General features: G+C 74.8%; 17 protein-coding genes. 11 read left to right on the forward strand and 6 right to left on the reverse strand.

Going from position 1 to position 15,758, the window contains the following annotated elements; genetic code table 11:
* Window positions 1-30: 30 nt before the first annotated feature.
* On the reverse strand, window positions 31-231 hold the full coding sequence (locus AC0OLQ_RS06380) for a hypothetical protein (protein WP_484530569.1): 201 nt from the start codon (window positions 229-231) through the stop codon (window positions 31-33).
* On the opposite strand from AC0OLQ_RS06380, the gene AC0OLQ_RS06385 reads away from it, so the two are divergent.
* Window positions 221-391: a hypothetical protein gene (locus tag AC0OLQ_RS06385; RefSeq protein ID WP_484530570.1), complete on the forward strand. Its 171-nt coding sequence runs from the start codon at window positions 221-223 to the stop codon at window positions 389-391. The two genes, AC0OLQ_RS06380 and AC0OLQ_RS06385, sit on opposite strands and share 11 nt — an antisense overlap.
* 10 nt (window positions 392-401) lie before the next feature.
* On the opposite strand, the gene mgrA is transcribed toward AC0OLQ_RS06385, so the two are convergent.
* Window positions 402-1,391 carry an L-glyceraldehyde 3-phosphate reductase gene (gene mgrA, locus AC0OLQ_RS06390; protein ID WP_484530571.1) on the reverse strand — a complete coding sequence of 330 codons (990 nt, stop codon included), beginning with the start codon at window positions 1,389-1,391 and terminating at the stop codon, window positions 402-404.
* Between the two features lie 113 nt (window positions 1,392-1,504).
* Here mgrA and AC0OLQ_RS06395 point away from each other — a divergent pair, with 113 nt between their 5' ends.
* From AC0OLQ_RS06395 to AC0OLQ_RS06435, 9 genes are all read left to right on the forward strand, one after another.
* A complete protein-coding gene (locus AC0OLQ_RS06395; protein ID WP_484530572.1) occupies window positions 1,505-2,473 on the forward strand; it encodes an aldo/keto reductase in 969 nt (322 codons plus the stop codon).
* A 5-nt stretch (window positions 2,474-2,478) separates the two neighbouring features.
* The gene (locus AC0OLQ_RS06400) at window positions 2,479-2,976 is read left to right on the forward strand and encodes a hemerythrin domain-containing protein (RefSeq protein ID WP_484532286.1); all 498 of its coding nucleotides are present in this window, start codon (window positions 2,479-2,481) and stop codon (window positions 2,974-2,976) included.
* 57 nt (window positions 2,977-3,033) lie between these two features.
* Window positions 3,034-4,284, forward strand: a complete 1,251-nt coding sequence (locus AC0OLQ_RS06405) for a sensor histidine kinase (RefSeq protein ID WP_484530573.1) — start codon at window positions 3,034-3,036, stop codon at window positions 4,282-4,284.
* Window positions 4,281-4,931, forward strand: coding sequence for a response regulator (locus tag AC0OLQ_RS06410; RefSeq protein ID WP_484530574.1), 651 nt, complete (start codon window positions 4,281-4,283; stop codon window positions 4,929-4,931). The genes AC0OLQ_RS06405 and AC0OLQ_RS06410 overlap by 4 nt, the downstream gene beginning before the upstream one ends.
* An 80-nt stretch (window positions 4,932-5,011) precedes the next feature.
* The gene (locus AC0OLQ_RS06415; RefSeq protein ID WP_484530575.1) at window positions 5,012-6,097 is read left to right on the forward strand and encodes a hypothetical protein; all 1,086 of its coding nucleotides are present in this window, start codon (window positions 5,012-5,014) and stop codon (window positions 6,095-6,097) included.
* Window positions 6,098-6,154: 57 nt separating this feature from the next.
* Window positions 6,155-7,591: a magnesium chelatase ATPase subunit I gene (locus AC0OLQ_RS06420; RefSeq protein WP_484530576.1), complete on the forward strand. Its 1,437-nt coding sequence runs from the start codon at window positions 6,155-6,157 to the stop codon at window positions 7,589-7,591.
* Between the two features lie 2 nt (window positions 7,592-7,593).
* On the forward strand, window positions 7,594-9,546 hold the full coding sequence (locus tag AC0OLQ_RS06425) for a vWA domain-containing protein (RefSeq protein WP_357337581.1): 1,953 nt from the start codon (window positions 7,594-7,596) through the stop codon (window positions 9,544-9,546).
* An 867-nt stretch (window positions 9,547-10,413) separates the two neighbouring features.
* Window positions 10,414-10,986: a hypothetical protein gene (locus AC0OLQ_RS06430; protein WP_484530577.1), complete on the forward strand. Its 573-nt coding sequence runs from the start codon at window positions 10,414-10,416 to the stop codon at window positions 10,984-10,986.
* A gap of 202 nt (window positions 10,987-11,188) precedes the next feature.
* Window positions 11,189-11,665, forward strand: a complete 477-nt coding sequence (locus tag AC0OLQ_RS06435) for a hypothetical protein (RefSeq protein WP_357337801.1) — start codon at window positions 11,189-11,191, stop codon at window positions 11,663-11,665.
* A 133-nt stretch (window positions 11,666-11,798) separates the two neighbouring features.
* Here the strand turns inward: AC0OLQ_RS06435 and AC0OLQ_RS06440 are convergent, their stop codons facing one another.
* Window positions 11,799-12,785 carry a GlxA family transcriptional regulator gene (locus tag AC0OLQ_RS06440; RefSeq protein WP_484530578.1) on the reverse strand — a complete coding sequence of 329 codons (987 nt, stop codon included), beginning with the start codon at window positions 12,783-12,785 and terminating at the stop codon, window positions 11,799-11,801.
* Window positions 12,786-12,837: 52 nt separating this feature from the next.
* Here AC0OLQ_RS06440 and AC0OLQ_RS06445 point away from each other — a divergent pair, with 52 nt between their 5' ends.
* Complete coding sequence (locus AC0OLQ_RS06445) at window positions 12,838-14,133, forward strand: MFS transporter (protein ID WP_484530579.1); 1,296 nt, start codon at window positions 12,838-12,840, stop codon at window positions 14,131-14,133.
* A gap of 4 nt (window positions 14,134-14,137) precedes the next feature.
* Here the strand turns inward: AC0OLQ_RS06445 and AC0OLQ_RS06450 are convergent, their stop codons facing one another.
* The 3 genes from AC0OLQ_RS06450 to AC0OLQ_RS06460 are packed head-to-tail and all read right to left on the reverse strand — an operon-like array spanning window position 14,138 to window position 15,712.
* On the reverse strand, window positions 14,138-14,857 hold the full coding sequence (locus AC0OLQ_RS06450; RefSeq protein ID WP_484530580.1) for an RICIN domain-containing protein: 720 nt from the start codon (window positions 14,855-14,857) through the stop codon (window positions 14,138-14,140).
* A 58-nt stretch (window positions 14,858-14,915) separates the two neighbouring features.
* Window positions 14,916-15,200, reverse strand: coding sequence for a DUF427 domain-containing protein (locus AC0OLQ_RS06455; protein ID WP_484530581.1), 285 nt, complete (start codon window positions 15,198-15,200; stop codon window positions 14,916-14,918).
* Between the two features lie 41 nt (window positions 15,201-15,241).
* Window positions 15,242-15,712 (reverse strand): aminoacyl-tRNA deacylase, encoded by a 471-nt coding sequence (locus AC0OLQ_RS06460; protein ID WP_484530582.1) that lies wholly within the window; start codon window positions 15,710-15,712, stop codon window positions 15,242-15,244.
* Window positions 15,713-15,758: the final 46 nt, after the last annotated feature.

The following is a 15,758-nucleotide window of genomic DNA, read 5'->3' on the forward strand; positions in this document are numbered from 1 at the left end:
CTGGCAGAACTCCAACACCCAGGACACCTACTACTCCTGCTCCGACGTGGTGTTCCGGTCGCCGTCCGGCGGGGCGGCGTCCGGGCCGCGTACCGGCCGGTCGACGCCGACCCCGGCGAGCGCGGCGGCCCCGGCGAGCGCGGCGGCCCCGCGTGCCGTGCCGAGGGCCGCGACCGGCGGTGGGGCCGGCGACCCGGCGGCGGGGGTGCCGGTGGCGGCGGTGAGCGACACCGCCGGCGTCCCCCGGCCGCTGGTGGTCGGCGCGGCGGCCGGGGTCACCGTGCTGCTCGCGGTCCTGGTGGCGCTGCGGCTGCGGCAGGCCGGCAGCGTGCCGGTCGGCCGGCCGTGCGGGGTCCGCAACCACCGCGCCGGCCGCCGCCGGATCTGGTGACCGCCGGGCGTCAGCCCAGGTGGCGGTCGATCTCGGCCAGTTCGTCGACGCCGAGGTCGAGGTTGTCCAGCGCGGCGACGTTGCCCTCCAGCTGGGCGACGCTGCTCGCCCCGATGATCAGGCTGGTCATCCGGGGGTCGCGCAGCGCCCAGGCCAGCGCGAGCTGGGCCAGGCTCTGGCCGCGGCGCTCGGCGACCGCGGCGAGCTCGCGGATGGTGGCCATCTTCTCCTCGCTGAGGTCGCTCTCGTTGAGGAAGACGCTGGTCCGCACCCGGGAGTCGGCCGGGATGCCGCCCAGGTAGCGGTCGGTGAGCAGGCCCTGCGCCAGCGGGCTGTAGGCGATGCAGCCGGCACCGGCCTGCTCCAGCGTGTCCAGCAGCCCGTCGGTCTCGGTCCAGCGGTTGAGCATTGAGTACGACGGCTGGTTGATCAGCAGCGGCGTGCCCAGCTCGCGGAGGATCTCGGCGGCCCGGGCGGTCTGCTCCGAGTTGTAGTTGGAGATGCCGACGTAGAGCGCCTTGCCGGAGCGGACGACGGCGTCCAGCGCGCCCATCGTCTCCTCCAGCGGGGTGTCCGGGTCGAACCGGTGCGAGTAGAAGATGTCGACGTAGTCGAGCCCCATCCGGCGCAGCGACTGGTCGAGCGAGGAGATCAGGTACTTGCGCGAGCCCCACTCGCCGTACGGGCCTGGCCACATGAGATAGCCGGCCTTGCTGGAGATGACCAGCTCGTCCCGGTACGGCTTCAGGTCGGTGGCGAGCAGCCGGCCGAAGTTCTCCTCGGCGGCGCCGGGCGGCGGGCCGTAGTTGTTGGCCAGGTCGAAGTGGGTGATCCCGAGGTCGAAGGCGCGCCGGACGATGTCCCGCTGCCGCTCGTACGGCCGGTCCGGCCCGAAGTTGTGCCACAGCCCGAGCGAGATGGCGGGCAGGCGCAGGCCGCTCCGGCCGCTGCGCCGGTAGATCATCGAGTCGTAACGGTCTTCGCTGGCGAGGTAGGTCACGTCCTCGACCCTAGTCGCGGGCCGGCGCCCGGGTCGGAGCGGAGGTGGCGGCTCCCGGCCGGTGCCCGCCGGAACGGGCGTGCCGCTCCGCCGGCTTGGGTAGCTTCGAGTCCATGCGCTACGTCCCGCTCGACACCGCCAAGCCCATCTCCAAGATCGGCCTCGGCACGTGGCAGTTCGGCTCGCGCGAGTGGGGCTACGGCCCCGACTACGAACGCCGGGCGGCCCAGATCGTCCGTCGGGCGCTCGACCTGGGCGTCACCCTCTTCGACACCGCCGAGATCTACGGCTTCGGCCGCAGCGAGCGCATCCTCGGCGCGGCGCTCGGCGACGACCGGGCCAAGGTCGTGGTGGCCAGCAAGGTCTTTCCGGTGCTGCCGCTCGCCCCGGTGGTGCAGCAGCGGGCGGTCGCCTCGGCCGCCCGGCTCGGCGTCACGGGCATCGACCTCTACCAGGTGCACCAGCCCAACCCGGTGGTCGCCGACACCACCACCATGCGGGGGATGCGCGCGCTCCAGGACGTCGGACTGGTCGGCGAGGTCGGGGTCAGCAACTACAGCCTGCGCCGCTGGCGCTTCGCCGAGGCCGCGCTGGGCCGCCGGGTGCTCAGCAACCAGGTCCGCTACAGCATGGTCGACCGCGGCCCCGAGAAGGACCTGATCCCGTACGCGGAGCAGGCCGGCCGGATCGTCATCGCGTACAGCCCGCTGGGGCAGGGCTTCCTCTCCGGCCGGTACGACGCCAGGAACCCGCCCGCCGGGGCGGTCCGGCGGGCCAACCCGTACTTCCTGCCGGAGAACCTGGACCGCGGCACCGAACTGATCGCCACCCTGCGCGAGGTGGCCGACGCGCACGACGCAACTCCCAGCCAGATCGCCCTGGCGTACCTGCTCCGCCACCCCTCCGTGGTGGCCATCCCGGGCGCGTCGGGGGTGGAGCAGATGGAGCGCAACGCGGCCGCCGCCGAGATCGACCTGGCCGACGACGAGTACGCCGCGCTGGTCACCGCCGCCCACGCGTTCCGCCCGCTCACCGGGCTGGCCGCCGTACCCAAGATGATCCGCGCCCGCATCGGGAAGTGACCACCATGGACGACATCACCGCACTGATCCTCGACGACCACGCCGCCTTCCGCCGCGGCTTCGCCCGCCTCGACGATGCCCGCGACCCGGCCGAACTGCTGGCCATCTGGGAGGCGCTGGCCCTGCACCTGGACATCCACGCCGAGGCGGAGGAGGCGATCCTCTATCCGCACCTCGTCAAGCACGGCGACGACGGCGCGGAGGAGACCGAGGACGCCATCGGCGACCACAACAAGATCCGCGACGCCATCGCCGAGTCGAAGCTGCACGAGGTCGGCTCGGACGCCTGGTGGGCGGCGGTCGGGCGGGCCCGCCGGGAGAACAGCGAGCACCTGGCCGAGGAGGAGGACGAGGCGCTGCCCGACTTCCGCCGGCACGCCGGCGTCGAGCTGCGGGCCGAGCTGGGGGCGCGCTGGCTGAGGTTCTACGGCGAGCACAAGAACGGGCGCAACCTGCCCTTCCGCGACAAGGACCCGGAGAAGTACGTCCAGGAGCACCGCTGACCCGATCTCCCCGTTGCGGGGGAGTCGGTGGACCGCTAGCGGCGGCAGAATGACCGGGTGACGGTCCCGGTCGTGCTGGCGCCGCTGGTGCGCGGGAGCACCTGGCGGCGCGCCGTGTTCCTGCTCCTCGGCGGGGTGCTCGCCCTGCCGTACGCGCTGCTCGCCGCGGCGTTCGCGCAACTGCTCGGCACCGGCGACGTGCCCCGCCCGGTCGGTGTCGGGCTGCTGCTGGTGGCCGCCGTGCTCGCCGCCGTGCCGGTGTTTCTGGCCGGCAGCCGGGCGCTGGAGATCGCCGCCGCCCGGGCGCTGCTCGCGGCCGACCTGCCCGAGCCCGCCCCGGGCCACCGGATCGACCGGGAGACCCGGTTGCGTGCCGCGCTCTGGATCGCGCTGCACCTGCTCACCGGTGCGCTGCTGCTGTTCGCGGCGATCAGCGCGTTCCCCATGGCGCTGGTCTTCCTCGCCGGGCTGGTCGGCGTGGACACCGGCGCCGCCCCCGGCGACCGCTTCGGCCCGTTCGACCCGGGCCGCCCGGTCACGGCGGGACTGGCCGGGCTGGCCCTGCTGGTCGCGCTCGGCTACGCGGTCGCCGGGCTGGGCGCGCTCGCCGCCTCGATGGCCCCGGTGCTGCTCGGCCCGGCGCAGGCCGAGCGGATCGCCGCCCTCGAGGCCCGGTCCGCCCGGCTGGCCGAGCGCAACCGGCTGGCCCGCGAGCTGCACGACTCGGTGGGGCACGCGTTGACCGTGGCGACCCTCCAGGCCGGCGCCGCCCGCGAGCTGCTCGACACCGACCCGGACTTCACCCGGCGGGCGCTGCGCGCCATCGAGGAGACCAGCCGCCGCGCGATGGACGACCTGGACCACATGCTCGGGCTGCTCCGGGAGACCGAGGACGGGCGGGCGCCCGCACCCACCGCGCCGCAGGCCACCCTGGACGGGCTGGACCGGCTGGTCGCCGACACCCGGGCCGCCGGGCTGGCCGTGGAGTCCCGGGTCAGCGGGGCGCTGGCCGACCTGCCCGCCGTGGTGTCCCGGGAGGGCTACCGGATCGTGCAGGAGGGGCTGACCAACGCGGCCCGGCACGGCCGGGGGCCGGTGCAACTGCGGGTGGCCGTACCCGATGGAGGTCTGGAGATCGAGCTGGTCAACGGGCTGCGCGGCACCACCGGGCCGGGTGGCGGCGGGCGCGGCCTGGACGGCATGCGGGAGCGGGTGCTGCTGCTCGGCGGGCAGTTCACCGCCGGCCCGGAGGGCGACCGCTGGCGGGTCCGGGCCACCCTGCCGGCGCCGAGGGGGGAGACCGGGTGACCATCGACGTGCTGATCGTCGACGACGACGAGCTGATCCGGGTCGGCCTGCGGGCGATCGTGGACGCCCAGCGGGACCTGCGGGTGGTCGGCGAGGCCGCGGACGGCGCCGAGGTGCCGCCGCTGGTGGCGAAGCTGCGCCCGCGGGTGGTGCTCATGGACGTCCGGATGCCCGCCATCGACGGCATCCAGGCCACCCGGCGGCTGCTGGCCGCCTCCGCCGACCCGCCCCGGGTCCTGGTGGTCACCACGTTCGCCAACGACGAGTACGTCTACGAGGCGTTGCGCGCCGGCGCCAGCGGCTTCCTGCTCAAGCGGGCCCGCCCGGCCGAGGTGGTGGAGGCGATCCGGGTGGTGGCGGCCGGCGAGTCGCTGCTGTTCCCGGCGGCGATCCGCCGGCTCGCCGGCGCGTACGGCGGCCGGGGCTCCGACGGGCTGCGGGCGGCCCGGCTCACCGAGCGGGAGGGCGAGGTGCTGCGGCTGATGGCCGCCGGGCTGTCCAACCCGGAGATCGCCGACCGGCTGGTGGTCGGCGTGGAGACGGTCAAGACGCACGTCGGCAACGTGCTGGCCAAGCTGGGCGTGCGCGACCGAACCCAGGCGGTGATCGCCGCGTACGAGTCGGGTTTCGTGGTGCCGACCGGCTGATCGCTCCCTGGGGGAGGCGGTCCACCCCGGCGCGGGAGGGATCCAGGGCCCGGCCGGCTGAGGCTGAGGGCATGACGACAATGACCGTTTCCCCAACCCCTCGGGCCGCCCGGACGCGGCTCGATCTGGCCGCCCCGCTCGCCGCGGCCTGGCTCGGCGGCTGGGGCGTGCTCGCCCTGGTCTCGACGCTGACCGGCGCCGGCTACCCGTTCGGCGCCAACGACCCGCACGGCGGCGACGTCAGCCTGCTCCGGCTGGTGCCGGTGGACGTCGGCGCCCCACTCTTCGCCGGGGTGCTGCTGCTCGCGGCGGTCGCGGCCCTCGCCATGAGCGGCCCGGCGACGGTACGCCGGCCCGGCCTGCCCCGCACGCTGCTGCTCGGCTACGGCTGGGCGGTCGCCTTCGCGCTGACCGTGGTCGTCCCGGACGCCCGGGTGCTGGTCGTGCTCGGCTACCTGCCGATGCTGATCATCGGCGCACCGTTCGGCTGGCCGCCGGTCGACTACGGGCAGGTCTTCGACTGGCCGCTGGCCGCCCGGTGCGCCGCGCTCGTCGGCGGCCTCCTGCTGGCCGGGGCGCTGCTGCTCTGGCAGCGGCGGACCGCCGGTACCTGCTCGGCCTGCGGGCGGGACGACGACGAACGGGGCTGGACCTCACCCGCGTCGGCCGCCCGCTGGGGGCGCTGGGCCGCCTACACCGCCGCCGTCATCCCCTTCTGCTACGCCCTCACCCGGTTCGCCTGGGCGGCCGGCATCCCGCTGGGCATCTCCCGGGACTTCCTCGCCGAGATGCAGGAGACCGGGCTGGTCTGGGCCGGGGCAGGGCTGGGCGGATTCGCCACCGTCGGGGCGATCCTCACCCTCGGGCTGGTCCGCCCCTGGGGCGAGCGGTTCCCCCGCTGGATGGTGGGACTGGCCGGCCGGCGGGTCCCGATCAGGCTGGCGGTCGCCCCGGCGACGCTGGTCGCGGTGTCGGTGACGGCGGCCACGCTCGGGCTGATAAGCAACCCCGACTTCTGGCGGATGACCGGCGGGTTCAGCCTCGCCTCGGCGCCGATGCTGCTCTGGCCCCTCTGGGGCGTCGCGCTCGGGGCCGCGACCCTGGCGTACCACCTGCGGCGGCGGGGCGCCTGCGCCCGCTGCGGGCGGCCCGACCCCCGTCCGTGACGGTCCGGCCGTCCGGAAGGCGGCGCGCGGTCACCCGGCCGAGATAGCGTTGGTCGGGTGACTGCGCCCAACCAGGTTCCCCCGGTCCCGCCCGCCGACCTGCCCGGCACGCTCGGCGAGCTGCGGGCCTCCGGCCACGACTACCGCACGGTCAAGCAGGAACTCCGCGACAACCTCCTCGCCCGGATGCGCGCCGGCGAGGAGCGCTTCCCCGGCATCGTCGGCTACGAGGACACGGTGCTGCCCGAGGTCGAGCGGGCCCTGCTCGCCGGCCACGACATGGTGCTGCTCGGCGAGCGCGGCCAGGGCAAGACCCGGCTGATCCGCTCGCTCGGCGCGCTGCTCGACGAGTGGACCCCGGTGATCCCCGGCTCGGTACTCAACGAGCACCCGATGCACCCGCTCACCCCGGCGTCCCGCGCCCTGGTCGCCGAGCGCGGCGACGACCTGCCGATCGGCTGGCTGCACCGCTCCATGCGGTACGGCGAGAAGCTCGCCACCCCGGACACCAGCGTCGGCGACCTGATCGGGGACGTCGACCCGATCCGGCTCGCCCAAGGGCGTACCCTCGGCGACCCGGAGACCATCCACTTCGGACTCGTGCCCCGCACCAACCGGGGCGTCTTCGCCGTCAACGAGCTGCCCGACCTGGCCGAACGGATCCAGGTGGCGCTGCTCAACGTGCTGGAGGAGCGGGACATTCAGGTCCGCGGCTACCAGCTCCGGCTGCCGCTGGACCTGCTCCTGGTGGCCAGCGCCAACCCGGAGGACTACACCAACCGGGGCCGGATCATCACCCCGCTCAAGGACCGCTTCGGCGCGGAGATCCGTACCCACTACCCGCTCGACCTGGAGCTGGAGCTGGCCCTGATCCGGCAGGAGGCCGACCTGGTCGCCACCGTCCCCGAGCACGTGCTGGAGGTGCTCGCCCGGTTCGCCCGCGCCGTCCGCGAGTCGCCGTCCGTGGACCCGCGCTCCGGTGTCTCCGCCCGGTTCGCCATCGCCGCCGCCGAGACCGTCGCCGCCGCCGCGCTGCGCCGCGCCGGCCTGCTGGCCACCTCCGCCCAGGAGGCTCCGGTCGCCCGGGTCGGCGACGCCGTCTCGGTGACCTCCACCCTGCGCGGCAAGGTCGAGTTCGAGAGCGGTGAGGAGGGGCGGGAGATCGAGGTCCTCGGCCACCTGCTGCGGACCGCCACCGCCGAGGCGTTCCGGGACCGGCTGGCCGGGCTGGACCTCTCCGGGTTCACCGCGCTGGTCGCCGAGGGCGGCGAGATCGAGACCGGCGAGCTGGTCTCCTCGGCCGAACTGCTCCGCCAGGTCGGCACCGTGCCCGGGCTGGCCAAGGTGCTCGACCGGCTCGGCCTCGGCGACGCGCCCACCCCCGCGGAGGCCGCCGCCGGCATCGAGTTCGTCCTGGAAGGGCTGCACCTCACCCGCCGCCTGGGCAAGGACGTCACCGAGTCCGGGCGCACCGTCTACGGCGGCCGGGGCTGACCATGGCCGGCAACCGGTTCCGGTACGGGCAGTGGCGCGGCGGGCCCGACCCGCTCGCCCCGCCGTACGACGTACGCGCCGCGGTGGACGCGGTCGGCGCGGAGGTCCTCGCCGGCGGCAGCCTGCGAGAGTCGCTGCGCGACCTGCTGCGGCGCGGACCGCAGGGGCGGGGCGGCCTGGACGACCTGGCCGCCCGGGCCCGCCGGCTGCGCCGGGAGGCGCTGCGCCGGGGCGACCTGGACGGCGCGGTGACCCGCGCCCAGGCGCTGCTCGACCAGGCCCTCGCCGCCGAGCGGGAGGAGCTGCGTGGGCGGGACGGCGACGACGCCCGGTTCGCCGAGGCGGTGCTGGACAACCTGCCCCGCTCGACCGCCCGGGCCGTCGAGGAGCTGTCCGGCTACGACTGGGCCAGCGACGAGGCGCGGCAGAGCTACCAGCGGATCCTCGACGGGCTACGCGGCGACGTGCTGGAGCAGCGCTTCGCCGGCCTGCGCGACGCGGCGCGGGCCGCCGCCGACCCGGCCACCCAGCGGCAGCTCGCCGAGATGATGCGCGACCTCAACGACCTGCTCGCCCGGCATGCCCGGTCGGAGGACACCACCGACGCGTTCGCCGAGTTCATGCGCCGGCACGGCGAGTTCTTCCCGGAGCGGCCGAAGGACGTCGACGAGCTGGTCGACGTGCTGGCCCGGCGCTCGGCGGCCGGGGAGCGGCTGATGCGGTCGCTCTCCGACCGGCAGCGCGAGGAGCTGGCCGGGCTGATGCGCCAGTCCCTCGGCGAGCAGTTGGCCGGGGAGCTGTCCCAGCTCGACGCCCACCTGCGGTCGCTGCGCCCCGACCTGAACTGGCAGCGCGGCGAGCGGGTCCGCGGCGACCAGCCGCTCGGCTACGGCGAGGCCACCGGCGCGCTCGGCGAGATCGCCGAGCTGGACGAGCTGCTCGACTCCCTCGACCAGGACCACCCCGGCGCCACCCTGGACGACGTCGACGTCGACGCGGTCGCCCGGACGCTGGGCCGGGACGCCGCCGACGACGTACGCCGGCTGCGGGAGCTGGAACGCGAGCTGCGCCGGCAGGGCTGGGTGACCCGGGACGCCGAGGGGCTGACGCTCAGCCCGAAGGCGCTACGCCGGCTCGCCGGGACCGCCCTGCGCCGGGTCTTCGCCGACCTGACCGCCGGCCCGCGCGGCCAGCACGACCTGCGCTCCGCGGGCGCGGCCGGCGAGGTGAGCGGCGCCTCCCGGCAGTGGGAGTACGGCGACGAGCAGCCCATCGACGTGGTGCGCACCCTCACCCGCGCGGTCCGCCGCGCCGGCCCCGGGGTGCCGGTGCAGCTCGCGGTCGAGGACTTCGAGGTGATGGAGACCGAGCGGCGGGCGTCGGCGGCCGTGGCCCTCTGCGTCGACCTGTCGTACTCGATGATCTCCCAGGGGCGCTGGGGGCCGATGAAGCAGACCGCGCTGGCCCTGTCGCACCTGATGGCGACCCGCTTCCCGCAGGACGCCCTCCAGATCGTCGGGTTCGGCCGGGAGGCCATGCCGCTGACCCAGCAGGAGCTGGCCGCGGTGGAGCCGGACATGGAGCAGGGCACCAACCTCCAGCACGCGTTGCGGCTGGCCGGGCGGCACCTGCGCCGGCACCCGGGCGCCGAGCCGGTGGTGCTGGTGGTCACCGACGGCGAGCCCACCGCTCACCTCGACCCGGAGGACGGCGAGGCGTACTTCCACTGGCCGCCGCTGCCGGAAACCATCGAGGCGACCATCCGCGAGGTGGACAAGCTGACCCGGTACGGCGCCACGCTCAACCTGTTCATGCTCGGCGACGACCCGGGCCTGCGCCGCTTCGTGGACGCGGTGGCCCGCCGCTCCAAGGGCCGGATGTTCACCCCAGACCTCGACGACCTGGGCGAGTACGTCGTCTCCGACTACCTCCGCGCCCGCCGCGGCCCCCGCTGACCGCTTGATCCACTCCGGCTCGGAATGGTGGCGGTGTCCGGGTGAGCCGGACACCGCCACCTGGCCGGGGCCTCCGCGCCACGGCTGCTTGATCGACTCCGGCTCGGCGTGGTGTGTGTCCGGGTGGGCCGGACACCGCCACTTGGCGGGGACGCCTCCGCGCCGCACGGCTGCTTGATCCACTCCTGCTCGGCGTGGTGGGGGTGTCCGGGTGGGCGCACACCGCCACCTAGCCGGGGCCTCCGCGCCATGGCTGCTTGATCCACTCCTGCTCGCCGAGGTGGCGGTATCAGCGCGTGCCTAATGCCCCCACCTCGGCGATCTGGAGTCGATCACGCCCGGCCGCCCGGTCGGCGGGGCCGTTGCCGAGCTGGCAGGCCAGGGGTCGACCGCGGTCTGGGGTGTATGTCCGGTTCCCGCCCGCGCCTCGGCGGTGAGTGGAATGCCATGTATGTCTCCGGGGCCCGGTGACCTCCATAGCGTTCCACCGACGGGATCGGTCTGGGCGGGGTGTCCGGTTCGTGGGGTGGTCGGCGGCACCCTGGCGGCGGAATGGCGGGCGGGCGGGGGTCGTTGTATCCGGGTGAACGGCTGAGGAAGACGCCCCGCCCGACAGGGTGACCGGCCCCCCCGGGGCTGCCCGCCGAGGTGGGTGCGCTGAGCCCGGAATGATGGTTGGGCGGCCGGTCGTTGTACATGGTCCCGGCGCGACGAAGCGGCCCCCCGGCCCCGCGCGCTGGATGATCCCCCAAGACTTTTTGCTCGACCCCCTCAAGACTTTGTTGAGCGCCTGACGGTGCTTGCGCACACCACCCCAGCCGACCCCCGTCGGCGTGTGTGCGCCAACCCCCGAATGGAGCTAACCCCATGAACACGATGCTGCGTAAGAGCGTGCTCGGTATCGCTGGTCTGGCCTTCACCGGTGGCATCTTCGCCGGTCCGATCGCCGCTCACGCCGAGCCGGTGCACGACAGCAAGCCGGCCGCCGTGGCGGTGCAGGGTGACAAGCTGATCCCGCACGGCGTGCAGGGCGCCCAGTCGAAGATCGCTCTGAACGACGAGCAGACCGCCAACGCCAAGGCGATCATCGCCGCGACGAAAAAGGCCGGTCTCCCGGAGCGGGCCGCGGTCATCTCGATCGCGACCAGCCTGCAGGAGTCGAAGCTGGAGAACCTGGGCCACCTCGGCGACAAGAATGACCATGACTCGCTGGGCCTGTTCCAGCAGCGCCCGTCCAGTGGTTGGGGCTCGCCGGAGCAGATCACCGACCCCGAGTACTCGACGCTTGCGTTCCTGAAGGGTCTGAAGCAGGTCGACGGCTGGCAGGACATGCCGCTGACCGACGCCGCGCAGACCGTGCAGGTCTCGGCCTACCCGGATGCGTACGCGCAGTGGGAGCGGCAGGCCGCCGACATCGTCGCCCACAACTGGAACCGCTGACACAAGCAAGACAACGCTGGCCGGCACCCCGACACGGGGTGCCGGCCAGCGGCGTTTCCGGATCTTGGCGACTTGCTCTCAGCAAGCAGCGAACGGCAACTCGCCGAGATCAAGAGCGGCGAAACGCCCCGTCCGGGTGAAGAGGGCGGGGTAACCGCGGCGCGGTTGTCGGAGGCGGGGGTTGGATGCGGGCATGGACGAGGTGGACGCCGCGGCGCTGCGGCGGGCGTACGAGTCGGTGCTCGCGGAGGTGGACGCGGGCGGGTTCGGGCCGCCCCCCGACGGGGAGTTGAGCGCCGAGCAGATCGTGGCGCACCTCGCCGCCAGCGACGAGCTGATGAGCGAGGCGACCGAGGCGGTGCTGGTCGGCTCCCCGTTCGCCTACTACGACCTGGAGACCATCCACCGGCCGCAGCTCGACGCGCTGGTCTCGGAGTGCGGCGGGCTGGACGGGTTGGCCACCCTGCTCCGGGCCACCAGCCAGAAGCTCTGCACCCTCGCCGAGCGGCTCGGCCCGGCAGCCGAGACCCCGGTCGACACCGTGCTGCGGGAGGGCTTCGACCTGGACGTGGACGAATCCCTGCCCTGGGGTCGGGCCCTCGACCTGCACACCCGCGTCCACCTGCCCATGCACCTGGCCCAGCTCCGCGCCCTCCGCCGGCAACCCCACCTCGCCTGAACCCGCCGAGCCGCAATCCCACCGAACCACCCACCTCGCCTGACCCCATCGAGCCGCAATCGCACCGCACCACCCCACGCGGGGAGTTGCTGCCGAGTAACACCGGGTCCCGGGCGTCGGAGGCACCCGAGGGTCAGGGGACGGGGCGGAAGCTGCGGCGGTAGGCCGTCGGGGCGACCCCGACCCGGGAGTGGAAGTGCTGGCGGAGGGCGGCGGTGGTGCCGAAGCCGGCGTGCCGGGCGATCTGGTCGACGGTCAGGTCCGTGGTCTCCAGCAGCAGCCGGGCGTGCTCGGTGCGCTGCTGGAGCAGCCACTGCGCCGGGCTGAGCCCGGTCTCGGAGCGGAAGTGCCGGGTGAAGGTGCGGACGCTCATCCGGGCGTGCGCGGCAAGCTCGCGCAGCGCGACCGGCTCGTGCAGCCGCTGCCGGGCCCACTCGCGGGTGGCCGCGGTGCCGGTCTCCGCCGTCCGGGGCACCGGGCGCTCGATGTACTGGGCCTGGCCACCCTCCCGCCACGGCGGCACCACGCAGCGGCGGGCCGACCGGTTGGCCACCGCGCTGCCGTGGTCGGTCCGGATGACGTGCAGGCAGAGGTCGATGCCGGCGGCCACCCCGGCCGAGGTGAGCACCCCGTCGTCGTCGATGAAGAGCACGTCCGGGTCGAGGTCGACACCCGGGTGGAACCGGCGGAAGCGGTCGGCGTACGCCCAGTGGGTGGTGGCCCGGCGGCCGTCGAGCAGGCCGGCGGCGGCCAGTACGAAGGCGCCCGTGCAGATCGACATGATCCGGGCGCCGCGGTCGTGGGCTGCCCGCAGTGCCGCCGCCACCTCCGGGTCCAGCGTGCCGTCGGTCAGCGGCGGGCCGGCGTGGATGCCGGGGACGATCACCGTGTCGGCGGAGTCGAGCAGCTCCAGGCCGTGGTCGGGGAGCACCTGGAAGCCGGCGGTGCTGCGGACGGGCCGCCCACCGGGGGTGCAGGTCTCGACGGCGTAGAGCGGGGTCAGGTCCACCGCGCGGGCGGTGCCGAAGACCTGGGCCGGGGTGCCGAGGTCGAGGCCGACCACGTCGTCGAGGGCGAGGACGGCGATGCGGTGCGGGGTCATGGCCCGATTATTGCGCATGATGGCTTTCCGGCCACTCGTCGCGTCGTGCCGCCCCGCCGAGACTCGGAGCGTGACCCGACACCGTCTGCATCCGGCCTGGCTCGTGGCCGGCGTCTCGTTCGTCGCCCTGGTGGGCGCCGCCGGCTTCCGCGCCACCCCCGGGGTGCTGCTGCACCCGCTGCACGCCGAGTTCGGCTGGCCGCTGGCCACCATCTCCGCCGCCGTCTCGGTCAACCTCATGCTCTACGGGCTCACCGCTCCGTTCGCCGCCGCGCTGATGGACCGGTTCGGCATCCGCCGGGTGGTCGCCGGCGCGTTGGTGCTGGTCGCCCTGGGCAGCGCGCTGACCGTGGGGATGACCGCGAGCTGGCAGCTGATCCTCTGCTGGGGCGTACTGGTCGGGCTGGGCACCGGCTCGATGGCGCTGGCCTTCGTGGCGACGGTCACCGGGCGCTGGTTCGTCCGGCGCCGGGGCCTGGTCACCGGCGTGCTGACCGCGGGCGGGGCCGCCGGCCAGCTGGTCTTCCTGCCGCTGGTCGCCGTGCTGGTGCGCGACCACGGCTGGCGGCTGGCGGCGCTGGTGGTGGCCGGGGCCGCGCTGGCGGTCGTACCCCTGGTGGTGTGGCTGCTCCGCGAGCACCCGGCGGATCTCGACCTGCCCGCCTACGGCGCGACTGAGGTGGTGCCCCCGGCCCCGCCGGCCGGCGGGGCGGCGGCCCGGGCGGTCGGCGCGCTCGCCGCCGCCGCGCGGACCCGGCCGTTCTGGCTGCTCGCCGGCGGCTTCGCGATCTGCGGCGCGACCACCAACGGCCTGGTCGGCACCCACTTCGTGCCGGCCGCGCACGACCACGGCATGGCGGAGACCACCGCTGCGGGCCTGCTCGCCCTGGTCGGGCTCTTCGACATCGTCGGCACGATCGCCTCCGGCTGGCTGACCGACCGGGTGGACAGCCGGCTGCTGCTCGGCGCCTACTACGCGCTGCGCGGTGCCTCGCTGCTGGTGCTGCCGAGCCTCTTCGCGGGCTCCGCCCGGCCCAGCATGCTGGTCTTCATCGTCTTCTACGGCCTGGACTGGGTGGCCACCGTGCCGCCCACGGTGGCGCTGTGCCGGGAGTGGTTCGGCGCGTCCGGCGCGGTGGTCTTCGGCTGGGTGTTCGCCGCCCACCAGGTCGGCGCGGCGGTCGCCGCCACCGGGGCCGGCCTGGTGCGCGACCGGCTCGGCGACTACGCCACCGCCTGGTACGTGGCGGGCGCCCTGTCGATCGGCGCGGCCGGGCTCTCGCTGCTGCTGCGCCGCCGCGGCGACGAGCCGGCGTTCGCGCTCCCCGTGGCGGTCGGCCGCCGGGCCTGGAGCTACCGGGGCTGACCGGTCAGCCGACCGCCCACTGCTGCTCCGGAGCGCCGTTGCAGGGGGCCTGTTCGAGCTCGGTCCCGGCCGCGGTGCCGGCGTCGTCGACCTGTGCGCACTTGCCGCTGTGCACGGCGACCAGCAGCACTGGGCCGGACCCGGCCGGCTGGAGCTTCCACTGCTGGTTGGCCTGGCCGTTGCAGGACCACTGCACCAGGTCCGTGCCGTCGTCGGTGCCCTGCCCGTACACGTCGAGGCACTTGCCGCTGGCCGCGTTGACCAGGACGTAGGTGTCGGCGGCGACCGGGGTGACCACCCACTGCTGTTCCGGCCCGCCGGTGCAGTCGGCCAGCGCGGCGTTCGCGCCTTCCGGGTCCTCGCCGGTCACCCCGAGGCAGAGCCCGGAGGGCACGCCGCGGACCACCTTCGGGGTGGCCGCGGGGGCCGCCGGTGTGGTCGGCGCGGCGCTCGGCGAGGCCGCCGCCGTGGTGGGGGCGGCCGCCGTCGTGGCCGCGGCCGGGCTCGGCTCGCTGGCCGCCGGGGTCGGTACGGCCGCCGCCGGCACCACCGGCTGGTCGCCGCCGCCGCCGAGCACGCCGGTGGCGAAGAAGACCCCCAGGAGTACGCCGACCACGGCGACGCCCAGCGCGATCCGCATCAGCGGGTCCTGCGGCAGCCCGCGGCGGGCCGGCCGGTGGCCGCCGTAGACGGTGCCGGAGGGGTCGGTGCGTGGGTCGGCCATGGGGGCATCCTGACCCACGTACACCGTCGAGAGCCAGTCGCCCCGGCGGCGGGGTGACTCAGTCGACGACCCGGACGTCCTTCCAGAACGCCACCCGGTCGCGCACCATCTCGGCCTCCGGCTTGGGGTCGGGGTAGTACCAGACCGCGTCCGGGCTGGTCGCGCCCGCGTGTTCGAGCGTGTAGTAGGAGGCGGTGCCCTTCCACGGGCAGACCGTGTGGGTGTCGGACTCGCGGATCAGGTCGTCGCGCAGGGCCGTACGGGGGAAGTAGTGGTTGCCCTCGACCAGCACGGTGTCGTCGCTCTCGGCGACGACCAGGTCGTTCCAAACGGCTTTCGGCATGTCCCCAACGCTATGCCGGGCAGGGGCGTGGCGGCCACCGCTCAGCGGGCCGGTTCGGGGTCGGTGACGTCGGCGACGGTGGCGTCGAGCGCGGCGAGGGCGGCGTCGGCGTCGAGGGCGACGGCCACCCCGTGCTCGCCCGCGCCGAGGGTGATCTCCCGGCCGCGCAGCCGCTCGTCGGCGACCACGGGCCAGGCGTTGGTGGCGCCGAACGGTGTGATGGTGCCGCGCTCGTAACCGGTGGCCGCCCGGGCCGCCGCCGCGTCCGGCATGGACATCCGGCTCACCCCGAGCAGTTGGCGCAGCTTCGGCCAGGAGATGACCCGGTCGCCGGGGGTGAGCACGAACAGGTGGTCGTCCTCGCCGCGGCGGACCACGATCGTCTTGACCACGTCGGGGACCTCGACGCCGCGCGCCGTCGCCGCCTCGGCGAGGCTCCGCACCGGGCCGTGCCGGATCACCCGGTAGGGCAGGCCGGCGTCGTCCAGGGCGGTGAGCGCGGGGGAGGGCATGCCCGCCACCGTAACCCGCCGATCTTCGGACGGCCTCGAAAAGGCC

This window comes from Micromonospora sp. Utrum1 (assembly GCF_057197805.1).

What these genes read in the sequence shown, in the direction of transcription:
- AC0OLQ_RS06395 (WP_484530572.1), top strand. Translation starts at nt 1,505, where the DNA reads ATGCGCTACGTCCCGCTCGACACCGCCAAGCCCATCTCCAAGATCGGC.
- AC0OLQ_RS06400 (WP_484532286.1), top strand. Translation starts at nt 2,479, where the DNA reads ATGGACGACATCACCGCACTGATCCTCGACGACCACGCCGCCTTCCGC.
- AC0OLQ_RS06415 (WP_484530575.1), top strand. Translation starts at nt 5,012, where the DNA reads ATGACCGTTTCCCCAACCCCTCGGGCCGCCCGGACGCGGCTCGATCTG.
- AC0OLQ_RS06425 (WP_357337581.1), top strand. Translation starts at nt 7,594, where the DNA reads ATGGCCGGCAACCGGTTCCGGTACGGGCAGTGGCGCGGCGGGCCCGAC.
- AC0OLQ_RS06430 (WP_484530577.1), top strand. Translation starts at nt 10,414, where the DNA reads ATGAACACGATGCTGCGTAAGAGCGTGCTCGGTATCGCTGGTCTGGCC.
- AC0OLQ_RS06440 (WP_484530578.1), bottom strand. Translation starts at nt 12,785, where the DNA reads ATGCGCAATAATCGGGCCATGACCCCGCACCGCATCGCCGTCCTCGCC.
- AC0OLQ_RS06450 (WP_484530580.1), bottom strand. Translation starts at nt 14,857, where the DNA reads ATGGCCGACCCACGCACCGACCCCTCCGGCACCGTCTACGGCGGCCAC.
- AC0OLQ_RS06455 (WP_484530581.1), bottom strand. Translation starts at nt 15,200, where the DNA reads ATGCCGAAAGCCGTTTGGAACGACCTGGTCGTCGCCGAGAGCGACGAC.
- AC0OLQ_RS06460 (WP_484530582.1), bottom strand. Translation starts at nt 15,712, where the DNA reads ATGCCCTCCCCCGCGCTCACCGCCCTGGACGACGCCGGCCTGCCCTAC.